The following is a 16,470-nucleotide window of genomic DNA, read 5'->3' as shown; positions in this document are numbered from 1 at the left end:
GGTCGTCCGGTCGCTGAACAAGGGCCAGCCGCAGCCCGCCCTTGAGGCCTTGCGGCGCGAGTTCCCGTTCCTGGCCGACGCGACGGAGCGCTACGCGCTCGGCGAGGTCTGGGCGCGACCGGGGCTCGACGCGCGGACGAGACAGATCGCGACCGTCGCGGCGTTCGCGGCGCTGGGCCATTCCGCATACATGAAGGTCCACGCCGGCTACGCCCTGAATGTGGGCGTGACCGAGGAGGAGCTGAAGGAAGTCGTGTACCTCACGACCGTCCACGCAGGCTTTCCGCGCGCGATCGACGCCGCCGGCGCGCTGTCCAGCCTCTTCGAAGAAAGGCGCCGGGCAGGGGCGCAATGACGGCCCGGGGTCCGCAGCAACGCTAGTGGCTGATCATCCACGGACGGGCGGAGGGGAAGCTTTTCGCGGCGGACGACGGCGTCTTCAGCCCCCGGCTGGAGCAGCATCCGCAGCTGGGGCCGTGGCTCTTCGAGCTGCGGGGCGCGTTGGATGACCGCTCGTTGGTGGCGGCGGCGATCCGGCGGGCCGGATCCATCCCGGCGATGGCGGGCGCGTTGAGGAAGACCCGCGGCGCCTCCGCCCCGCAGCCGGGGCAGTCGCAGGGCGCGTCGAAGGCCGACATCGGCCGGAACGCCGTGAACGTTCCGCAATCCTCGCAGGAATAGTCATAGACGGGCATCGGGTCCTCCGGACTGCAGGTCTCAGGCGGCCCCCGGCCGCCTGAGACTTCGCTTCGCTTGTCAGAGATCAGGCGCGAGCGGCATGTCGATCGAGCCGTCGAGGAACTTCGTCGGGCCGGCCGCGCTCGGGTTGATGTCGAACTCGAAGATCTTGGTCGGCAGCCACAGCGTCGCGCAGGCGTTGGGGATGTCGACGACGCCGGAGATGTGCCCCTGGACGGGGGCCGTGCCGAGGATCGAATAGGCCTGCGCGCCCGAATACCCGAACTTCTTCAGGTACTCGATCGCGTTGAGGCAGGCCTGCCGGTAGGCGACATGCACGTCGAGGTAATGCTGCTGGCCGGCCTCGTCGACCGAGATGCCCTCGAAGATCAGGTAGTCGTCATATTTGGGCGTGATCACCGAGGGCTTGAAGATCGGGTTCTTGATCCCGTACTTCGACATGCCGTCCTTGATGATCTCGACCTTGAGATGCACCCAGCCGGCCATCTCGATCGCGCCGCAGAAGGTGATCTCGCCGTCGCCCTGGCTGAAATGCAGGTCGCCCATCGAGAGGCCGCCGCCGTCGACATAGACGGGGAAGTAGATCTTCGAGCCGCGCGACAGATCCTTGATGTCGCAATTGCCGCCATGCTCGCGCGGCGGCACCGTGCGGACGGCCTCGGCCGCCGCCTTGTCCTTCGCCTCGCCATGCAGCCGGCCCATGTGAGCCGTCGGCGCGAACGGCACGGTGCCCACTGCCGGCACGCGGTCCTTGTGCTTCTCGACGAACGGGATCTCGCGGTCGTTCCAGGTCTTGAGCAGCTTCGGGTCCGGCAGGCAGCCGATCAGGCCGGGATGGATCAGGCCGGGGAAGCGAACGCCCGGGATATGGCGCGACCGGGTGAACATGCCCTCGAAGTCCCAGATCGACTTTTGGGCCTGCGGGAAGTGCTCGGTGAGGAAGCCTCCGCCGTTCTGCTTCGAGAAGAAGCCGTTGAAGCCCCACTGGCTCTCGGCCTTCGCGCCGATGTCCAGCAGGTCGACCACCAGCAGGTCGCCCGGCTCCGCGCCCTCGACGCCGATGGGGCCGGAGAGGAAGTGGACGATCGTGAGGTCGATGTCGCGGACGTCGGAGGCGTCGTCGTTGTTCTTGATGAACCCGCCGGTCCAGTCATAGGTCTCGACGATGAAGTCGTCGCCAGGCTTCACCCACGCCACCATCGGGATGTCAGGGTGCCAGCGATTGTGCACCATGTCGTTTTCATAGGCCGACTGGGTCAGGTCGACCTTGATCAGCGTCTCGGTCATGTCTCTCTCCCTCCGAAAGTTTTGAAACGAGGCCGTTAGCTCGCGAGCAATTCCTTGAGCGCGTCGTCGAGGATCTTGATGTCGTCGGGGCTCGTGCCTGGGCCGCCGGCGAAATGGCCCCACCAGGTGTCGATCGTGCGCAGTTCGGCGTTCGGCATCGCCGCCGCCTCGATCGCGTTGTCCTCGGGCGGGAAGTAGAGGTCGGTGGAGGCCGGCATCAGGATCGCCTTCGCCCGGATGGCGCCCAGAGCCGCCTTGAAGTCGCCCTTGAAGGTGTCGTTGGCGCTGATGTCGCCGTTCTGCCAGGTCCACAGCATCGCCAGCAGGTTGTTGGCGTCGCGCTCGTAGAACAGGCCTTCCCAGAACCCGACGAGGAAGTCCTCAAGCGAGGCGTAGCCCATATGGGTGATGTCGGCCTCGATGCGGTAGAAGGTCTGCGACAGGCCCCAGCCGGCATAGACGCGGCCGAAGGCGCGAAGGCCCTTATAGGGCGGGCTGTCGTACCAGCCGTCCTTGTAGGCGGCGTCCGCCTGCAGCGCCGCCTTGGCGCCTTCGAGGAAGACGAAGTTGTGGCGGGAGCATTTGGCGGATCCCTGGAACGGCAGGATCCGCGGAACCATGTCCGGATAAAGCGCGCCCCAATGGTAGGTCTGCAGCGCGCCCATCGACCAGCCGGTCACGAGGACAAGCTTCTCGATGCCGAAATGTTCGGTGACCAGCCGATGCTGCGCCTTGACGTTGTCGTAGGCGGTGACGTTCGGGAAGCGCGGGCCGTTCCAGGGCGCCGGCGTGTTGCTCGGCGAGGACGACAGGCCGTTCCCGAACATGTTCGGGATGATGATGAAGTATTTCTCGGGATCGAGCGCCTTCCCGGGCCCGATCAGCCATTCGTTCTCGGTGTGCTGCCCCGAATACCAGGTGGGATAGACGATCGCGTTGTCTTTCGCGGCGCTCAGCGTCCCGAAGGTCTTGAAGGCCAGCTTGGCGGAACGAAGCGTCTTTCCGCACTGCAGGACGAAGTCGCCGAGTTCGAAGATCTCGTAATCCGCCATGATCTGCTCCATCAAACCGACAGGTATCTGGCGACCTTCGCCTCGTTGAGGGCGGCGCGCGGCTCGTCGTGCACGATCTCGCCGTTCTCGACGACCAGCACCCGGTCGGCGACATCCAGAGCGAAGCTCAGCACCTGCTCGGACACGACGATCGACAGGCCGCGCTCGTCGCGGATACGGCGGAGAGTCCGCGCCATCTCGCGAATGATCGAGGGCTGGATTCCCTCGGTCGGCTCGTCGAGCAGCAGCACCTTGGGCTTCGTGGCGAGCGCGCGGGCGATCGCGAGCTGTTGCTGCTGGCCGCCGGAGAGATTCCCGGCGCGCCGCCCCTTCATCTCGAGGAGGACGGGGAAGAGCTCATAGATGTCGTCGGGGACCTTGCGGTCGCCGGAAGCGGTGAGGCCGGTCTCGATGTTCTCCTTCACCGTCATGGTGGAGAACACCATGCGGCCTTGCGGCACGTAGGCGACGCCTTTCCGCACGCGCTGATGGCTCTTCAGGCCGCCGATGTCTTCGCCGCGCAGGCGGATCGAACCGGCGGTGGATGGCAGGATGCCCATCATGGTCTTCATGAGCGTCGTCTTGCCCATGCCGTTGCGCCCCATGATCGCGACGATCTCGTTGGTCGCGACCGCGAAGCTCATCCCATGGAGCACTTCGCTCTGGCCGTAGGCGACGTGCAGGTTCTCGACGTCGAGCATCACGCGGCTCCAGAGCCTGGCAGGGGAAGAGAAGCCGTCATGCGCGCCTTTGCGGGCATCCACGACTTCGGCGTAGAGCTCGAGGCTCCTGGCAAGCCGTGGATGCCCGGCTGCCGCCGGGCATGACGGGCGGAGAGCGCGGACCACATCATCGCTTTCCCTCTCAGTGGCCGAGATAGACTTCGATGACCTTCGGGTCGGACTGCACCTTCTCCATCGAGCCTTCGGACAGGATCCGGCCCTGATGGAGCACCGTCACCTTGTGCGCGATGTCCTCGACGAACTTCATGTCGTGCTCGATCACCAGCACCGACCGATCCTTGATGATGGTGCGGAGCAGTTCGGCGGTCTTGAGGCGTTCCGAGACGCTCATGCCGGCGACCGGCTCGTCCAGCATCAGCAGGTCGGGCTCCTGGATCAGCAGCATGCCGATCTCTAGCCATTGCTTCTGACCGTGGCTGAGAAAGGCGCCCCGTTCGTGAAGCCTGTCCTTGAGGAAGATGATCTCCGCGATCTCCGCCACCCGCTCGCGCACCGCGGCGTCGCGCTTGAAGGTGAGCGCGCCCCAGACGGACCGGCCCCTGGGATAGGAGATCTCTAGGTTCTCGAAGACCGTGAGGTCCTCATAGATCGACGGCGTCTGGAACTTGCGGCCGACGCCGGCGAGCACGATCTGGCTCTCGCTCATCCGCGTCAGTTCCTTGTCGCGGAAGGTGATCGAACCTGCCGTGGCCTTGGTCTTCCCACAGATGAGGTCGAGCACCGTGGTCTTGCCCGCGCCGTTCGGGCCGATGATCACGCGGATCTCGTTCTCGTCGACGTAGAAGGAGAGGTCGTTGACGGCTTTGAAACCGTCGAACGAGACCGTGAGACCTTCTACCGAGAGCAGGAAGGGCGTGGGTTGCGCGCCGATCGGGGTCATCGCTTCATCCTCACTCGGCGGCCGCGGCCTGTTTGGCGACTTCGGCGCCGGGGTCCGCCGGATCGACGCTGCGGAGCTTCAGGGCCTTGTCGATGAAGGGCTGCGCGTAGTCTCGCCAGAGACCGGCGAGCCCGTTGGGGAAGACCGCCACCACGGCGATGAACAGGCCGCCGAGGCCGAGCAGCCAGAGTTCGGGAAAGCTCTCCGAGAGGCTCGTCTTCGCGAAGTTCACCGCGAGCGTCCCGTAGATCGCTCCGAGGATCGACAGCCGCCCGCCGACCGCCGTGAAGATCACCATCTCGATCGACGGCACGATGCCCACGAGAGATGGCGACATGAAGCCGACCTGCAGGGTGAACATCGCCCCGCCGATCGCGGCGAACACGGCGGCGAGGCAGAACACGAAGATCTGGAAGTTGGCGACCGAGTACCCGGAGAACCTCACCCGGTCCTCCTTGTCCCGCATGGCGACCAGGATGCGGCCGAGCTTGGAGTCGCGCACGAACATGGCCGCCACCACGACGCCGAGCAGAAGCGCGGCGTTGACGAAGTAGAGGATGAACTTCGCTTGGTCGGTGCGGATGTCCCAGCCGTGCAGCGTCCTGAGGTCGGTGATGCCGTTGACGCCGCCGGTGTAGCCCTGCTGGCCGATGATCAGGATGGTGGCGATGGCGGCCAGCGCCTGGGTGATGATCGCGAAATAGACGCCCGACACCCGCCGCTTGAACATCGCCGAGCCGATCACGAAGGCGAACAGCGCCGGCGCCAGAACGATGAGGATCAGCGTGAGGGGAAACGAGTGGAAGGGCTGCCAGAACAGGGGCAGCTCGGTGATCTGGTTCCAGTCCATGAAGTCCGGGATGCCGGGCGTCGACTGGATCTTGGTGTTCTCGACCGACGAGGCCTCGAGCTTGAGGTACATCGCCATGCCGTATCCGCCGAGGGCGAAGAACACGCCCTGGCCAAGCGAGAGGATGCCGCCATAGCCCCAGCACAGCACCAGGCCGACCGCCACGAAGGCGTAGGTCAGATACTTGCCGACGAGGTTCAGCCGGAAGCCGTCCAGCAAGACGGGGAACAGGATCAGCAGGATCGCGGCGACGGCCGCGAGCGCCAGCAGGTCCTTGCGGTCCATGAAGGTGGGAGCGCGCTTCATCGTCGTGTGCTCCTCAGCGCCGCACTTTGAGGGTGAAGAGGCCCTGCGGCCGCAGCATCAGGATCGCGACGACCGTCAGCAGGGTGATGACCTTGGCCATCGAGCCGGACAGGAAGAACTCGAGCGTCGACTGGGTCTGGGAGATGGTGAAGGCGGAGGCGATGGTGCCGAACAGGCTGGCCGCGCCGCCGAACACGACGATCAGGAAGGTGTCCACGATGTAGAGCTGGCCGGCGGTCGGCCCCGTGGACCCGACCATGGTGAAGGCGGAGCCGGCGACGCCGGCGATCCCGCAGCCGAGGCCGAATGTCAGGCGGTCGACCTTTTCGGTGTCGATGCCGACCGCGCCGGCCATCTGCCGGTTCTGCACGACGGCGCGGACCTGCTGGCCGAAGCGCGAATGGAAGATCATCAGGAAGACCGCGATCGTGATGATGACGGTCAGTCCCATCACGAACAGGCCGTTGATCTGCACCTCGATCACGTCCGTGATCGGCAGCGAGCCCATCATCCAGTCGGGAAGCGTGACGCCGACCTCGCGCGGGCCGAACACAGAGCGGTAGACCTGCTGCAGGATGAGGCTGAGGCCCCAGGTCGCGAGCAGCGTGTCGAGCGGCCGCTTGTACAGCCGTCTGATCAGCGCCCATTCGACGAGCATGCCGAGCGCGCCGGCCGCGCAGAACGCGAGCGCCATCGCGACGAAGAAGTAGATCGAAAACAGCTCAGGCAGATGGCTGGTGAAGAACTCGGCCGTAAGCCAGGTGACATAGGCGCCGAGGATCATGAACTCGCCATGGGCCATGTTGATGACGCCCATCTGGCCGAAGATGATCGCCAGGCCGAGAGCCATCAGCAGGTAGACCGAGAACAGGATCAGCCCCGCGAAACCCTGCATCGCGAAGATCGAGCCGAGATCGCCGAGAGAGTATTCGCCGAACATGTGCGTCTCCGGGAGGAGCTTCGGGGCTTCGCCGTCTTCCCGGGGCGGCGGAGCCGCCGAGCCGGGATCGTCTTCTGAAGGAGCCGCCGTCGTCCTCCGGCTTGACCGGAGGACCCACGTTTCGCGTCGAACTCGACGCCCGGCGTGGATGGTCCGGTCAAGCCGGACCATGACGGTGCTTCACCTCTGAGAACGATCCCGGCGCTCGCGCCGCTCGGCCGGGATGACGCTTGTCGTGGGCGGCCGGGTCTCCGGGCGCCGTCGGCCTCAGCCGATCACTGGTAGCCCTTCGGGAACGGGTTCGGTTCGATCAGGTCCGGGCTCTCGTAGACCACCTTGAACTGACCATCCTTCTGGGCGAGCCCGACGCGGGTCTTGGACCAGAGGTGGTGGTTGTCGTGGATCTTCACGTAGCCTTCCGGCGCCTTGTTGAACTCGATGCCGGCGGAGGCCGCCGCCACCTTGTCGACGTCGAAGGAGCCGGCCTTCTCGACCGTGAGTTTCCACAGCCAGGGCCCCAGATAGGCCGCCTGCGTGACATCGCCGATGACCGTCTTGTCGCCCCACATCTTCTTGAAGGCGGCGACGAACTCCTTGTTGTTCGGGTTGTCGAGCGACTGGAAGTACTTCATGCAGGCATAGGCGCCCGCGATGTTGTCGCCGCCGATGCCGTCGATCTCGTCTTCCGTCACCGAGATCGTGACCAGCGTCTGCTTCGACATGTCGATGCCGGCCGCCTTCAGCTGCTTGTAGAAGGCGACGTTCGAGCCGCCTACGATGATCGCGTAGATCACGTCCGGCTTGGTCAGCTTGATCTTGTTGATGACGGAGTTGAACTGGGTGTGGCCGAGCGGGAAGTACTCTTCGCCGACGACCTTCGTCCCCTTCAGGAAGTTCTCGATGTGCTTGCGCGCGATCTTGTTCGAGGTGCGCGGCCAGATGTAGTCGGAGCCCAGCAGGTAGAAGGTTTTGGCGCCCTTCTCCTTCACCACCCAGTCGAGGCCGGCGATGATCTGCTGCGTCGCTTCCTGGCCGGTGTAGATGACGTTCTTCGACTGCTCGAGGCCTTCGTAGAAGGTCGGGTAGTACAGCATCCCGTTATACTGCTCGAAGACGGGCAGCACCGCCTTGCGCGAGGCGGAGGTCCAGCAGCCCATGACGGCGGCGCACTTGTCGTTGACGAGCAGCTTCTTCGCCTTCTCGGCGAAAGTCGGCCAGTCGGAGGCGCCGTCCTCCTGAATGAACTTGATCTTGCGGCCGAGCACGCCGCCGCTGGCGTTGATCTGCTCGATCGCGAGCTTCTCCGCCTGCACCGAGCCGGTCTCGGAGATCGCCATCGTGCCCGTGACCGAGTGCAGGATGCCGACCGTGACTTCCGTGTCGGTCACCGCAAGGCCGGTGGTGTTGACCGCCGAGGTCGGCGGCGTCTGGGCGAAGGCGGCTTTCGGCAGAAAGCCCGCCAGCGGCGCCGCGGCCATCCCCATCAGGAGACGCCGGCGCAGTTCGGATTGAGGCCTGTCGTCCTGACTCGCCATCGAAACCTCCGCAGTTCCGCCCCCCGATGGGCGACACGACGAAGGCTGACCTGTGTTTTGCGATGCAGCATATACGTCGGTTGACGTATACGCCGCGCGATTGTCGCCGCTTAGCGTGGCGCCGCCTGCGCGATCCTTCGGATCATGTGGTTAGCGGGATCGCCGGAACGGCAGGAAACTTGCACGCGGTGAGGAGGGACGAAGCGGGCGGAGGGGCGATTTTGCACCGCAAGACGCGTGGCGAAGGTTCGTGGGAGGCGCAAGGTTCATGAGGAACCGCCTCCGCATCGTTCCCGTGCGTCGCAGCTACAACCAATGGGTCGGGAACGAGACGCTCGAGGATTACGCGCTTCGGTTCACGGCGAAGAAGGCGAGGCGGTGGTCCGCCGCCCGGGTGGGCAACACCGCGCTCGGCGCCGTGTCGTTTCTGGCGCTGGAGGCCATCGGCGGCGCGATCACCCTGAGCTACGGCTTCGAGAACGCGCTCGCGGCGACGCTCGTCGTCTCCATCCTGATCTTCCTCGCGGGCCTGCCGATCGCCTATTATGCAGCCCGCGACGGCGTCGACATTGACCTTCTCACGCGGGGGGCGGGGTTCGGCTATATCGGCTCGACGATCACGTCGCTGATCTACGCGTCCTTCACGTTCATCTTCTTCGCGATCGAGGCCGTCATCATGGCGCTCGCGCTCGAGCTCTGCCTCGGCGTGCCGCTTGCTCTTGGCTATATCATCAGCGCAGTCGTGGTGATCCCGGTGGTGACGCACGGCATCACCTGGATCAGCCGCTTTCAGGTCTGGACCCAGCCGCTCTGGGCGCTCCTCCATCTCGCGCCCTTCGCGTTCATCGCGCTGCAGGATGACGCGGCCTTCGCGGCGTGGACCGGATACCAGGGCTCGCAGCCGAACGGCCAGCATCTCAACCTGCTCGGCGCCGGCGCCGCCTCCGCCGTGATCTTCGCGCTCGTCGCGCAGATCGGCGAGCAGGTCGACATCCTGCGGTTCATGCCGGCGCGCTCGAAGACGAACGGTCTCGCCTGGTGGTCTGCGCTGGTCATGGGAGGGCCGGGCTGGATCATCCCCGGCGGGGCCAAGATCCTGATCGGCTCGTTCCTGGTGGTGCTAGCGCTCGGGCACGGCGTTCCCGCCAGCCACGCCGCGGAGCCGACGCAGATGTATCTCGTCGCCTTCGGCTACGTGACCGCGTCTCCCCAGCTCGCCCTCGCGCTCACGGGCGTCTTCGTGGTGCTGTCGCAGCTCAAGATCAACGTCACGAACGCCTATGCGGGCTCGATCGCCTGGTCGAACTTCTTCTCGCGGCTGACGCACGCCCATCCGGGGCGCATCGTCTGGGTGTTCTTCAACGTCGTGATCGCGGCGCTCCTTATGGAGGCCGGCATCTACAAGACGCTGGAGCACACGCTCGGCATCTACTCGGTGGTCGCCGTCGCGTGGGTCGGCGCCCTGGTCGCCGACCTCACCGTCAACAAGCCGCTCGGCCTCAGCCCCCGGCGGATCGAGTTCAAGCGCGCGCATCTCTACGACGTCAATCCGGTCGGCGTCGGGGCGATGGTGATCGCGACCGCCGCCGCGGCCGCGTTCTACGCCGGCGCTTTTGGTCCCTATCCACAGGCGCTGGCGTCGTTCGTCGCGCTGCTGGTCGCGTTCGTCTCGGCTCCTCTGATCGCGCTCGCAACCCGCGGCAAGTTCTATCTCGCGCGCAAGCCGCGCGCGTCCTGGCGCCTGCGGCCGTCGCTCGCCTGCTCGGTCTGCGAGCACGAGTTCGAGCCGGAGGACATGGCGCATTGCCCGGTCTATTCGGGCCCCATCTGCTCGCTGTGCTGCTCGATCGACGCCCGCTGCCGCGACGGCTGCAAGCCGCATGCGCGCTACCAGGCGCAGCTGGTCTCGTCGCTCGGCGCCATATTGCCGAGCTGGTCCGTCGCGCGGCTGAACACACGGACCGGACACTTCTTCGGCGTGTTCCTCACGCTGTGCGGCGTGCTCGGTTTCGTGCTGCTCCTCGTGCACTTCCTCGCCGCGACGCAGGCGCCGGCGGAGGGCGCGGCGGTCGCGGGCGCTCTCTCTGCGGTGTTCCTGATCGTGGCGATCATCGCGGCTGTCGCGGCCTGGGTGTTCGTGCTCGCGCATGAAAGCCGGGAGATCGCCCAGGACGAGTCGCAGCGGCAGACCGCCTTGCTGATGCGTGAGATCGAGGCGCACAGGCGGACGGACGCCGCGCTCCAGCGCGCCAAGGAGGCCGCCGAAGCCGCGAACCTGGCGAAGAGCCGCTACGTCGTGGGCGTGAACCACGAGCTGCGGACCCCCCTCAACGCTGTCATGGGCTACGCTCAGCTGCTCGATTCCGACGACAGCATGCCCGCTCGCGCCCGCAAGGGGCTCCGGGTCATCCGCCGCTCCGCCGAGCATCTGTCGGGTCTGATCGACGGCCTGCTCGACATGGCCAAGGTGGAGGCGGGCCGCATGCAGCTCGCCCGCGACGAGGTGCGCACGCAGGACCTGCTCGAGCAGCTCGGCGACATGTTCCGGCTTCAGGCGAACGCGAAGGGACTGCGCTTTTCGCTGGAAGGCGCGGCGACGCTCCCGGCCGTGGTGCGCGCCGACGGCAAGCGCCTGCGGCAGGTGCTGATCAACCTGCTGTCGAACGCGGTGAAGTTCACCGAGGCGGGATCGATCACGCTCGCGGTCCGCTACCGCAGCCAGACCGCCGAGTTCGAGGTGCGCGACACCGGCCTCGGCGTGCGGCCGGAGGACCTCGGCCGGATCTTCGAGCCCTTCGAGCGGGGAGGCGCGGCGCGCGCCCTCACGCAACCCGGCATGGGTCTCGGGCTGACGATCACCAAGTTGCTGGTGGAGATCATGGGAGGGGAGATTTCGGTTTCCAGCCGGCTTGGCGAGGGAAGCGTGTTCCGCGTCCGCCTGATGCTGCCCGACGTCCCGTCCGCCCGCCGGCCGCGCGATCCCGCCGCGCGCGTGATCGGCTATCGCGGCGCGCGCCGCCTGGCGCTCATCGTGGATGACGACGCCGACCATCGCGAGCTGATGAGGGAGGCGCTCGAGCCGCTCGGCATCATGGTGGCGGCGGTCGCCGACGGCGAAGCCGCGCTTGCGGAGGCCGCGGCGATCCCGCCGGACCTCATCCTTCTCGACGTCTCCATGCCTGGCCTGTCGGGCTGGGAGGTCGCGCGGCGGCTGCGGGAGGCGGGCGCCACGGCGCGGATCCTGATGATGTCCGCCACTCTTGGCGACCCGGCCGCCAAGCCTGCTGGCGAGCCCCCCCATGACGGCGAACTCGCGAAGCCCGTCGATCTGGCGGCGCTCGTGGAGCGGGTGGGGGCTCTGCTCGGCCTCGATTACGTCGTGGAGGGCGCCGCGACGCCGACCCCGGAGGCGCGGAGGTCGGAGGCGCCGGAGCGCCGCCCGAGCCCCGCCCAGATCGAGGAGCTCATCCGCCTCGGCGAGATCGGCTATGTCAGCGGCATCGAAGCGAAGCTCGCCGAACTCGAGGAGGCGGAAGCGGGCTGTTCGCCTTTCGTGGCTGCGGCGCTCGAGCGCATTCAGGCCTTCGACATGCGCGGCTACATGGCGCTGCTGCGCGAGCCGCAGAACCGCGGAGCGGGCGATGAATAGCGCCGACGCCCGCACGGTCGTTCTCGTCGTCGACGACAGCCCGGACACGCTGGCGATGCTGACCGCCGCGATCGAGCCGACCGGCGCCGTGGTGCTGGTCGCGCCGGACGGCGAAAGCGCGCTCGCTTCCGTGCAGCGCGTCGCCCCCGACCTCATCCTGCTGGACGCCGTCATGCCTGGGCTCGACGGCTTCGAGACTTGCCGCCGGCTGAAGCGGATGCCCGCGCTCGCCGACGTGCCGATCATCTTCATGACCGGCCTGAAGGAGACCGACCGGATCGTCGAGGGGCTGGAGGCCGGCGGCGTCGACTACGTCACCAAGCCGATCGTCCTCGACGAGCTGTTCGCGCGCATCCGCGTCCACATCGGAAATGCGCGGCGTTCCCGCAGCGCCCGCGCGGCGCTCGACACCACAGGGCGCTACCTGTTCGCCGCGAGCGTCTCGGGTCGGCTTCTGTGGTCGACGCCGCAGGCGAGCCGGCTCCTGGCGCTCGCCTCGCCAGAGGGCGGCGGCGAGCCCGTTCTGCCGGAAGCGGTCGCGCGCTGGCTGGAGAACCGCCAGGAGGGCCGTCCCGACCAGAATGCGATGACGCTGAAGCTCGAGCCCGCCGGCCGCACGCTTTCGATCGCCTTTGTGGGCCGCGCCGACCGCGACGAGGTGCTGCTCAGGGTGACGGAGGAAAGCGTCGCCGAGCAGATTTCCGTGTTCCGCGAGAAGCTCGGCGTCACCCTGCGCGAATCCGAGGTGCTGCTGTGGATCGCGCGGGGCAAGTCCAACCGTGACATCGGCGACATTCTGGGCATGAGCCCACGCACCGTGAACAAGCATCTCGAGCAGATCTACGTGAAGCTCGGCGTCGAGAACCGCGCCGCCGCCGCGGCGATCGCGGTCAGGCACATGACGTGAGCGCCGCGCCCTGAGGCGGTAAGCGCGCGGACTGGCGTGGTGCGCGGGTGGAGCCGCCCTAACTGTCCGCCGGCGCATGCAGACAAACCCAGGAGGCTTGCGATGAAAATCCCTGACGCGGAGTCGATCGCTCAAGCCCGCAGCATCGTGCTTGCAGCCCTGAGCGAAGCGCACGCGAAGCACGCCGGCCGAGGCTTCGAGGCGCACCAGTTCGGCGCCGATGTTTCTCCGCTGGTCAACGCCTACGCCGCCTTGGCGATCCTCGAGAAAGAAGAGCCCTCCGAGCTCGCCGAAGAGAGCTCTCCCGAGGACTGATCATGGAGGCGCAGCCTCAGTCTTGGGCCGTCGGACGTCGCGGCGGCCCTCCGCTGTTCGCTGTCAGGCGCTTCGCGTGACCGGAATCTGCTCCGGCCTGGCGAAGCGCAGGATCAGCCAGCCGATCGCTCCCGCGGTCAGCGATCCCAGCAGGATCCCAACCTTCACCTCGTTCTGGAGCGCTATGTCGTCGGCGAACGCCAGAAGGCCGATGAACAGGCTCATCGTGAAGCCGATGCCGCACAGCATCGAAACGCCGAGGAGCTGAGGCCAGCTCGCCCGCGCCGGCAGGTCGGCGAAGCCGAGCTTGATCGCCAGCGTCGCGCTGCCGAACACGCCGATCAGCTTGCCGAGCAGAAGCCCGAGCGCGACGCCAAGCGTCAGGCGGTCGGTGAGGGCGTCCGCCGTCATTCCGGCGAACGACACCCCAGCATTGGCGAAGCCGAAGATCGGGATCACCACGAAGGGCACGAAGCCGTGCAGGGCATGCTCGAGCCGGTGGAGCGGCGAGTGCTCCATGTCGTCGACCTGGCCCGGCGTCGGCTTGAGCGGGATCGTCAGGGCCAGCGCGACGCCTGCGAGCGTGGCGTGCACGCCGGAGCGCAGCACCAGCACCCAGAGGACGGCGCCGAGCAGCAGATACGGGGTGAGCGAGGTGACGCCGCGCCTGTTCAGGACGATCAGGACGGCGACCACTGCGGCCGCGCCGGCGAGATCCCAGCCCGAGAGCTCCGCGGTGTAGAACAGCGCGATGATGATCACCGCCCCGAGGTCGTCGATGATGGCGAGCGCCGTCAGGAAGATCTTGAGCGACGTCGGCACCCGGTCGCCGAGCAGCGACAGCACGCCGAGCGCGAAGGCGATGTCGGTCGCGGCCGGGATCGCCCAGCCGCGCAGCGTGGTGGGGTCGTTCCAGTTGAACGCGGCGTAGATCAGCGCGGGGACCACCATGCCGCCCAGCGCGGCGACCCCCGGCAAGGTCCGCCGCGACCAGGTCGAGAGCTGGCCGTCGAGCATCTCGCGCTTGATCTCTAGCCCGACGAGCAGGAAGAACACCGCCATCAGGCCGTCGTTGATCCAGTGCGCCACGCTCAGGGGGCCGAGATAGGCGTGGAGGACCGCCTCGTAGGTCGCGCCGAGCGGCGAGTTCGCAACGACGAGAGCCGCGGCTGCGGCCGCCATCAGCACGATGCCGCCCGAGGCCTCGCTGTCGAGGAAGGCGCGGAGCATGGAGATGGGACGGCGCAGCGGGGCGAGGGTCATGGCGGCTCGTTTGGGAGGGTTCGCCCCCATAAATGAGCCCGTGACCCTCGGGTCAACCAAGCTGGCATCACGACTGCGCAAGAGATTCAGGGGGAGTTCACCTCCGACAGCGCCAGATCGCCTCGACGGGACGCCGCCTCAAGCCGGCGCCGCCTTGGCGGGGGCCTCGGATTCCCCGGCGCCGCCGGCGTCGTCATCATCGTCATCGAGGTCGGGGTCTCTCCCTTGGACCCGGTCGAGCTTTCTCATGATCGGCGTGACCGTGAGGCCGTGGATCAGGATCGACATCAGGATCACCAGGCCGACCGTGGCCCAGAGGCGTTCGGCGCCGGCCGCGGGCATATGGTTGAGGCCGTAGGCCAGGTAGTAGATCGACCCGACGCCTCGGATGCCGAAGAACGCGAGCGTCAGCCGCTCTCGCCAGTTGGCCTGGTGCCCAAGGAGCCCGAGCAGCCCCGCGATCGGCCGCACCACGAAAAGGATCAGGATCGCCGCCGCGGCGTCGACCCATTGCAGGGGCGCCAGCAGCCCGCTGACAAGCGCGCCGCCGAACAGCAGCAACAGCGCCATCATGGCGAGCCGTTCGACCTGCTCGGACAGTTCGTGCATGCCGACGTGGAGCTCGTGATCCCGGTGGGCGTGCCGGAACGTCAGCGCCGTCACGAACACGGCGAGGAAGCCGTAGCAGTGGATGATCTCGGTCAGGCCATAGGACACGAACGTGGCCGACAGGGCGATGAGACCGTCTCCGGCCTTCGCCAGCTTGGTCTCGGCCGGCACATGGAACGTCAGCCATCCGAACGCGCGCCCGATCGCGTAGCCGGCCCCGATGCCGACGCCGATCTCCCACAGCACGTTCACCGTGAACCACTCCGCCAGCCACGGCTCGCCGGTCGCGGCCGAGGCGGCGAGCGCGATCGCGAGGTGCACGAACGGGAAGGCGAAGCCGTCGTTCATGCCGGCCTCCGCGGTGAGCCCGAAGCGCACCTCGTCTTCGTCATGGGTCTTTGGAGGACCGACCTGCACGTCGGACGCGAGCACAGGGTCGGTCGGAGCTAGGGACGCCCCGAGCAAGAGCGCCATGGTCCATGAAAGGCCGAGCCACCATCCGCCGATCAGCGTGATGGCCCCGATGCTCAGCGGCATCGTGATCGCGATGAGCCTGAGCGCGACCGACCATCGGCGGAAGCCGAACACGCGGTCGATCTTCAGACCGGCGCCCATCAGCGCGATGATGACGACGAACTCGGAGAGCCGCTCGGTGAGCTCGGGATAGCGCGTCGGCAGCGGGTGGAAGCCCACCTGGGGAAGCGCGAACAGGGCGGCCCCGATGGCGACGCAGACGATCGGCAGGGTCAGCGGGAGGCGCCGCAGCGCCACCGGAAGCCAGACCACCAACGCGATGAGCAGCCCTGCGCCGGTCAGGGCGACGATGTAGAGATCCGGAAGCCATGCGTCGGGAAGGCCCATGTCTCCCAACGGGCCCGGGGGCCGATCGATCCGATCAATAATGTGGCTGGCCGGCGCGACGACCTGTGGGAGCGATCCCGACAGCATCGCTCCCACAGGTCTGGACCACCGCGCCGCGGCGGACCGGGGCGGCTAGCGGGTCGCCTCGGATAACGACTGCGACGAGGTCAGGTCGCAGTCGGCCGGAGACCGGTCTCGTCGTTCGTCGTATTCGATCGTCGCTTTCACCATCCGATTGCGGTCGGCAGCCAGGTCGCGATGCCGGGGAAGCTGAACACCAGCGCCAGCGCGATGAGCTGCAGCGCGATGAACGGCACGACGCCCTTGTAGATGTCGAGCGTCGAGACCTCGGGCGGCGCCACGCCCCGCAGGTAGAACAACGCCCAGCCGAATGGCGGCGTCAGGAACGAGGTCTGCAGCACCACCGCGATCAGCGACGCGGCCCACACGACGTTGACGCCGTCCGCGAGCATCAAGGGCAGGAACATCGGCACGACGATGTAGCTGATCTCGATCCACTCGATGAAGAAGCCGAGCACGAAGATGATCGCCAGCATGAACAGCAGCATGCCGG

15 protein-coding genes are annotated in these 16,470 nt (G+C 67.0%); 4 read left to right on the top strand and 11 right to left on the bottom strand.

Features of this window, described 5'->3' with window-relative positions; all coding sequences use genetic code 11:
- The coding region (locus ACIKT0_RS05050; RefSeq protein WP_407104290.1) for a carboxymuconolactone decarboxylase family protein at positions 1-355 on the top strand (355 nt) is incomplete at its 5' end.
- A gap of 22 nt (positions 356-377) precedes the next feature.
- Here ACIKT0_RS05050 and ACIKT0_RS05045 read toward each other — a convergent pair.
- The 8 genes from ACIKT0_RS05045 to urtA form a co-directional block, all read right to left on the bottom strand.
- A complete protein-coding gene (locus tag ACIKT0_RS05045; RefSeq protein ID WP_407104289.1) occupies positions 378-695 on the bottom strand; it encodes an FmdB family zinc ribbon protein in 318 nt (105 codons plus the stop codon).
- Between the two features lie 61 nt (positions 696-756).
- Entirely contained in the window at positions 757-1,986 is a 1,230-nt protein-coding gene (fmdA, locus tag ACIKT0_RS05040; RefSeq protein ID WP_407104288.1) for a formamidase, read from the bottom strand.
- A gap of 35 nt (positions 1,987-2,021) precedes the next feature.
- Positions 2,022-3,038: an alpha/beta fold hydrolase gene (locus ACIKT0_RS05035; RefSeq protein ID WP_407104287.1), complete on the bottom strand. Its 1,017-nt coding sequence runs from the start codon at positions 3,036-3,038 to the stop codon at positions 2,022-2,024.
- Between the two features lie 11 nt (positions 3,039-3,049).
- The gene (gene urtE / locus ACIKT0_RS05030; protein ID WP_407104286.1) at positions 3,050-3,739 is read right to left on the bottom strand and encodes an urea ABC transporter ATP-binding subunit UrtE; all 690 of its coding nucleotides are present in this window, start codon (positions 3,737-3,739) and stop codon (positions 3,050-3,052) included.
- A gap of 163 nt (positions 3,740-3,902) precedes the next feature.
- Positions 3,903-4,661 (bottom strand): urea ABC transporter ATP-binding protein UrtD, encoded by a 759-nt coding sequence (gene urtD / locus ACIKT0_RS05025; RefSeq protein WP_407104285.1) that lies wholly within the window; start codon positions 4,659-4,661, stop codon positions 3,903-3,905.
- A 10-nt stretch (positions 4,662-4,671) separates the two neighbouring features.
- Complete coding sequence (urtC, locus tag ACIKT0_RS05020) at positions 4,672-5,817, bottom strand: urea ABC transporter permease subunit UrtC (RefSeq protein WP_407104284.1); 1,146 nt, start codon at positions 5,815-5,817, stop codon at positions 4,672-4,674.
- Between the two features lie 13 nt (positions 5,818-5,830).
- Complete coding sequence (urtB, locus tag ACIKT0_RS05015; RefSeq protein ID WP_407104283.1) at positions 5,831-6,757, bottom strand: urea ABC transporter permease subunit UrtB; 927 nt, start codon at positions 6,755-6,757, stop codon at positions 5,831-5,833.
- 275 nt (positions 6,758-7,032) lie between these two features.
- Positions 7,033-8,292, bottom strand: a complete 1,260-nt coding sequence (gene urtA / locus ACIKT0_RS05010; protein WP_183395931.1) for an urea ABC transporter substrate-binding protein — start codon at positions 8,290-8,292, stop codon at positions 7,033-7,035.
- 268 nt (positions 8,293-8,560) lie between these two features.
- Between urtA and ACIKT0_RS05005 the strand changes: the two genes are divergently transcribed.
- The 3 genes from ACIKT0_RS05005 (at position 8,561) to ACIKT0_RS04995 (ending at position 13,163) form a co-directional block, all read left to right on the top strand.
- Positions 8,561-11,941 (top strand): hybrid sensor histidine kinase/response regulator, encoded by a 3,381-nt coding sequence (locus ACIKT0_RS05005; protein ID WP_407104282.1) that lies wholly within the window; start codon positions 8,561-8,563, stop codon positions 11,939-11,941.
- Entirely contained in the window at positions 11,934-12,848 is a 915-nt protein-coding gene (locus ACIKT0_RS05000) for a response regulator (protein WP_407104281.1), read from the top strand. The genes ACIKT0_RS05005 and ACIKT0_RS05000 overlap by 8 nt, the downstream gene beginning before the upstream one ends.
- 102 nt (positions 12,849-12,950) lie before the next feature.
- Positions 12,951-13,163 carry a hypothetical protein gene (locus tag ACIKT0_RS04995; protein WP_407104280.1) on the top strand — a complete coding sequence of 71 codons (213 nt, stop codon included), beginning with the start codon at positions 12,951-12,953 and terminating at the stop codon, positions 13,161-13,163.
- 63 nt (positions 13,164-13,226) lie between these two features.
- Here ACIKT0_RS04995 and nhaA read toward each other — a convergent pair whose 3' ends face one another.
- The 3 genes from nhaA to ACIKT0_RS04980 all read right to left on the bottom strand — a co-directional run.
- Positions 13,227-14,426: a Na+/H+ antiporter NhaA gene (gene nhaA, locus ACIKT0_RS04990; RefSeq protein WP_407104279.1), complete on the bottom strand. Its 1,200-nt coding sequence runs from the start codon at positions 14,424-14,426 to the stop codon at positions 13,227-13,229.
- Between the two features lie 138 nt (positions 14,427-14,564).
- Entirely contained in the window at positions 14,565-15,896 is a 1,332-nt protein-coding gene (locus tag ACIKT0_RS04985; protein WP_407104278.1) for a cation:proton antiporter, read from the bottom strand.
- Between the two features lie 224 nt (positions 15,897-16,120).
- Positions 16,121-16,470: TRAP transporter large permease subunit (locus tag ACIKT0_RS04980; protein ID WP_407104277.1), on the bottom strand; the 350-nt coding region annotated here is incomplete at its 5' end.

This window comes from Hansschlegelia beijingensis (assembly GCF_045505405.1).
GTDB lineage: Bacteria > Pseudomonadota > Alphaproteobacteria > Rhizobiales > Methylopilaceae > Methylopila > Methylopila beijingensis_A.
Note: the sequence above shows the minus strand (reverse complement) of the source record. Positions and strands in the feature narration are given on the sequence as shown.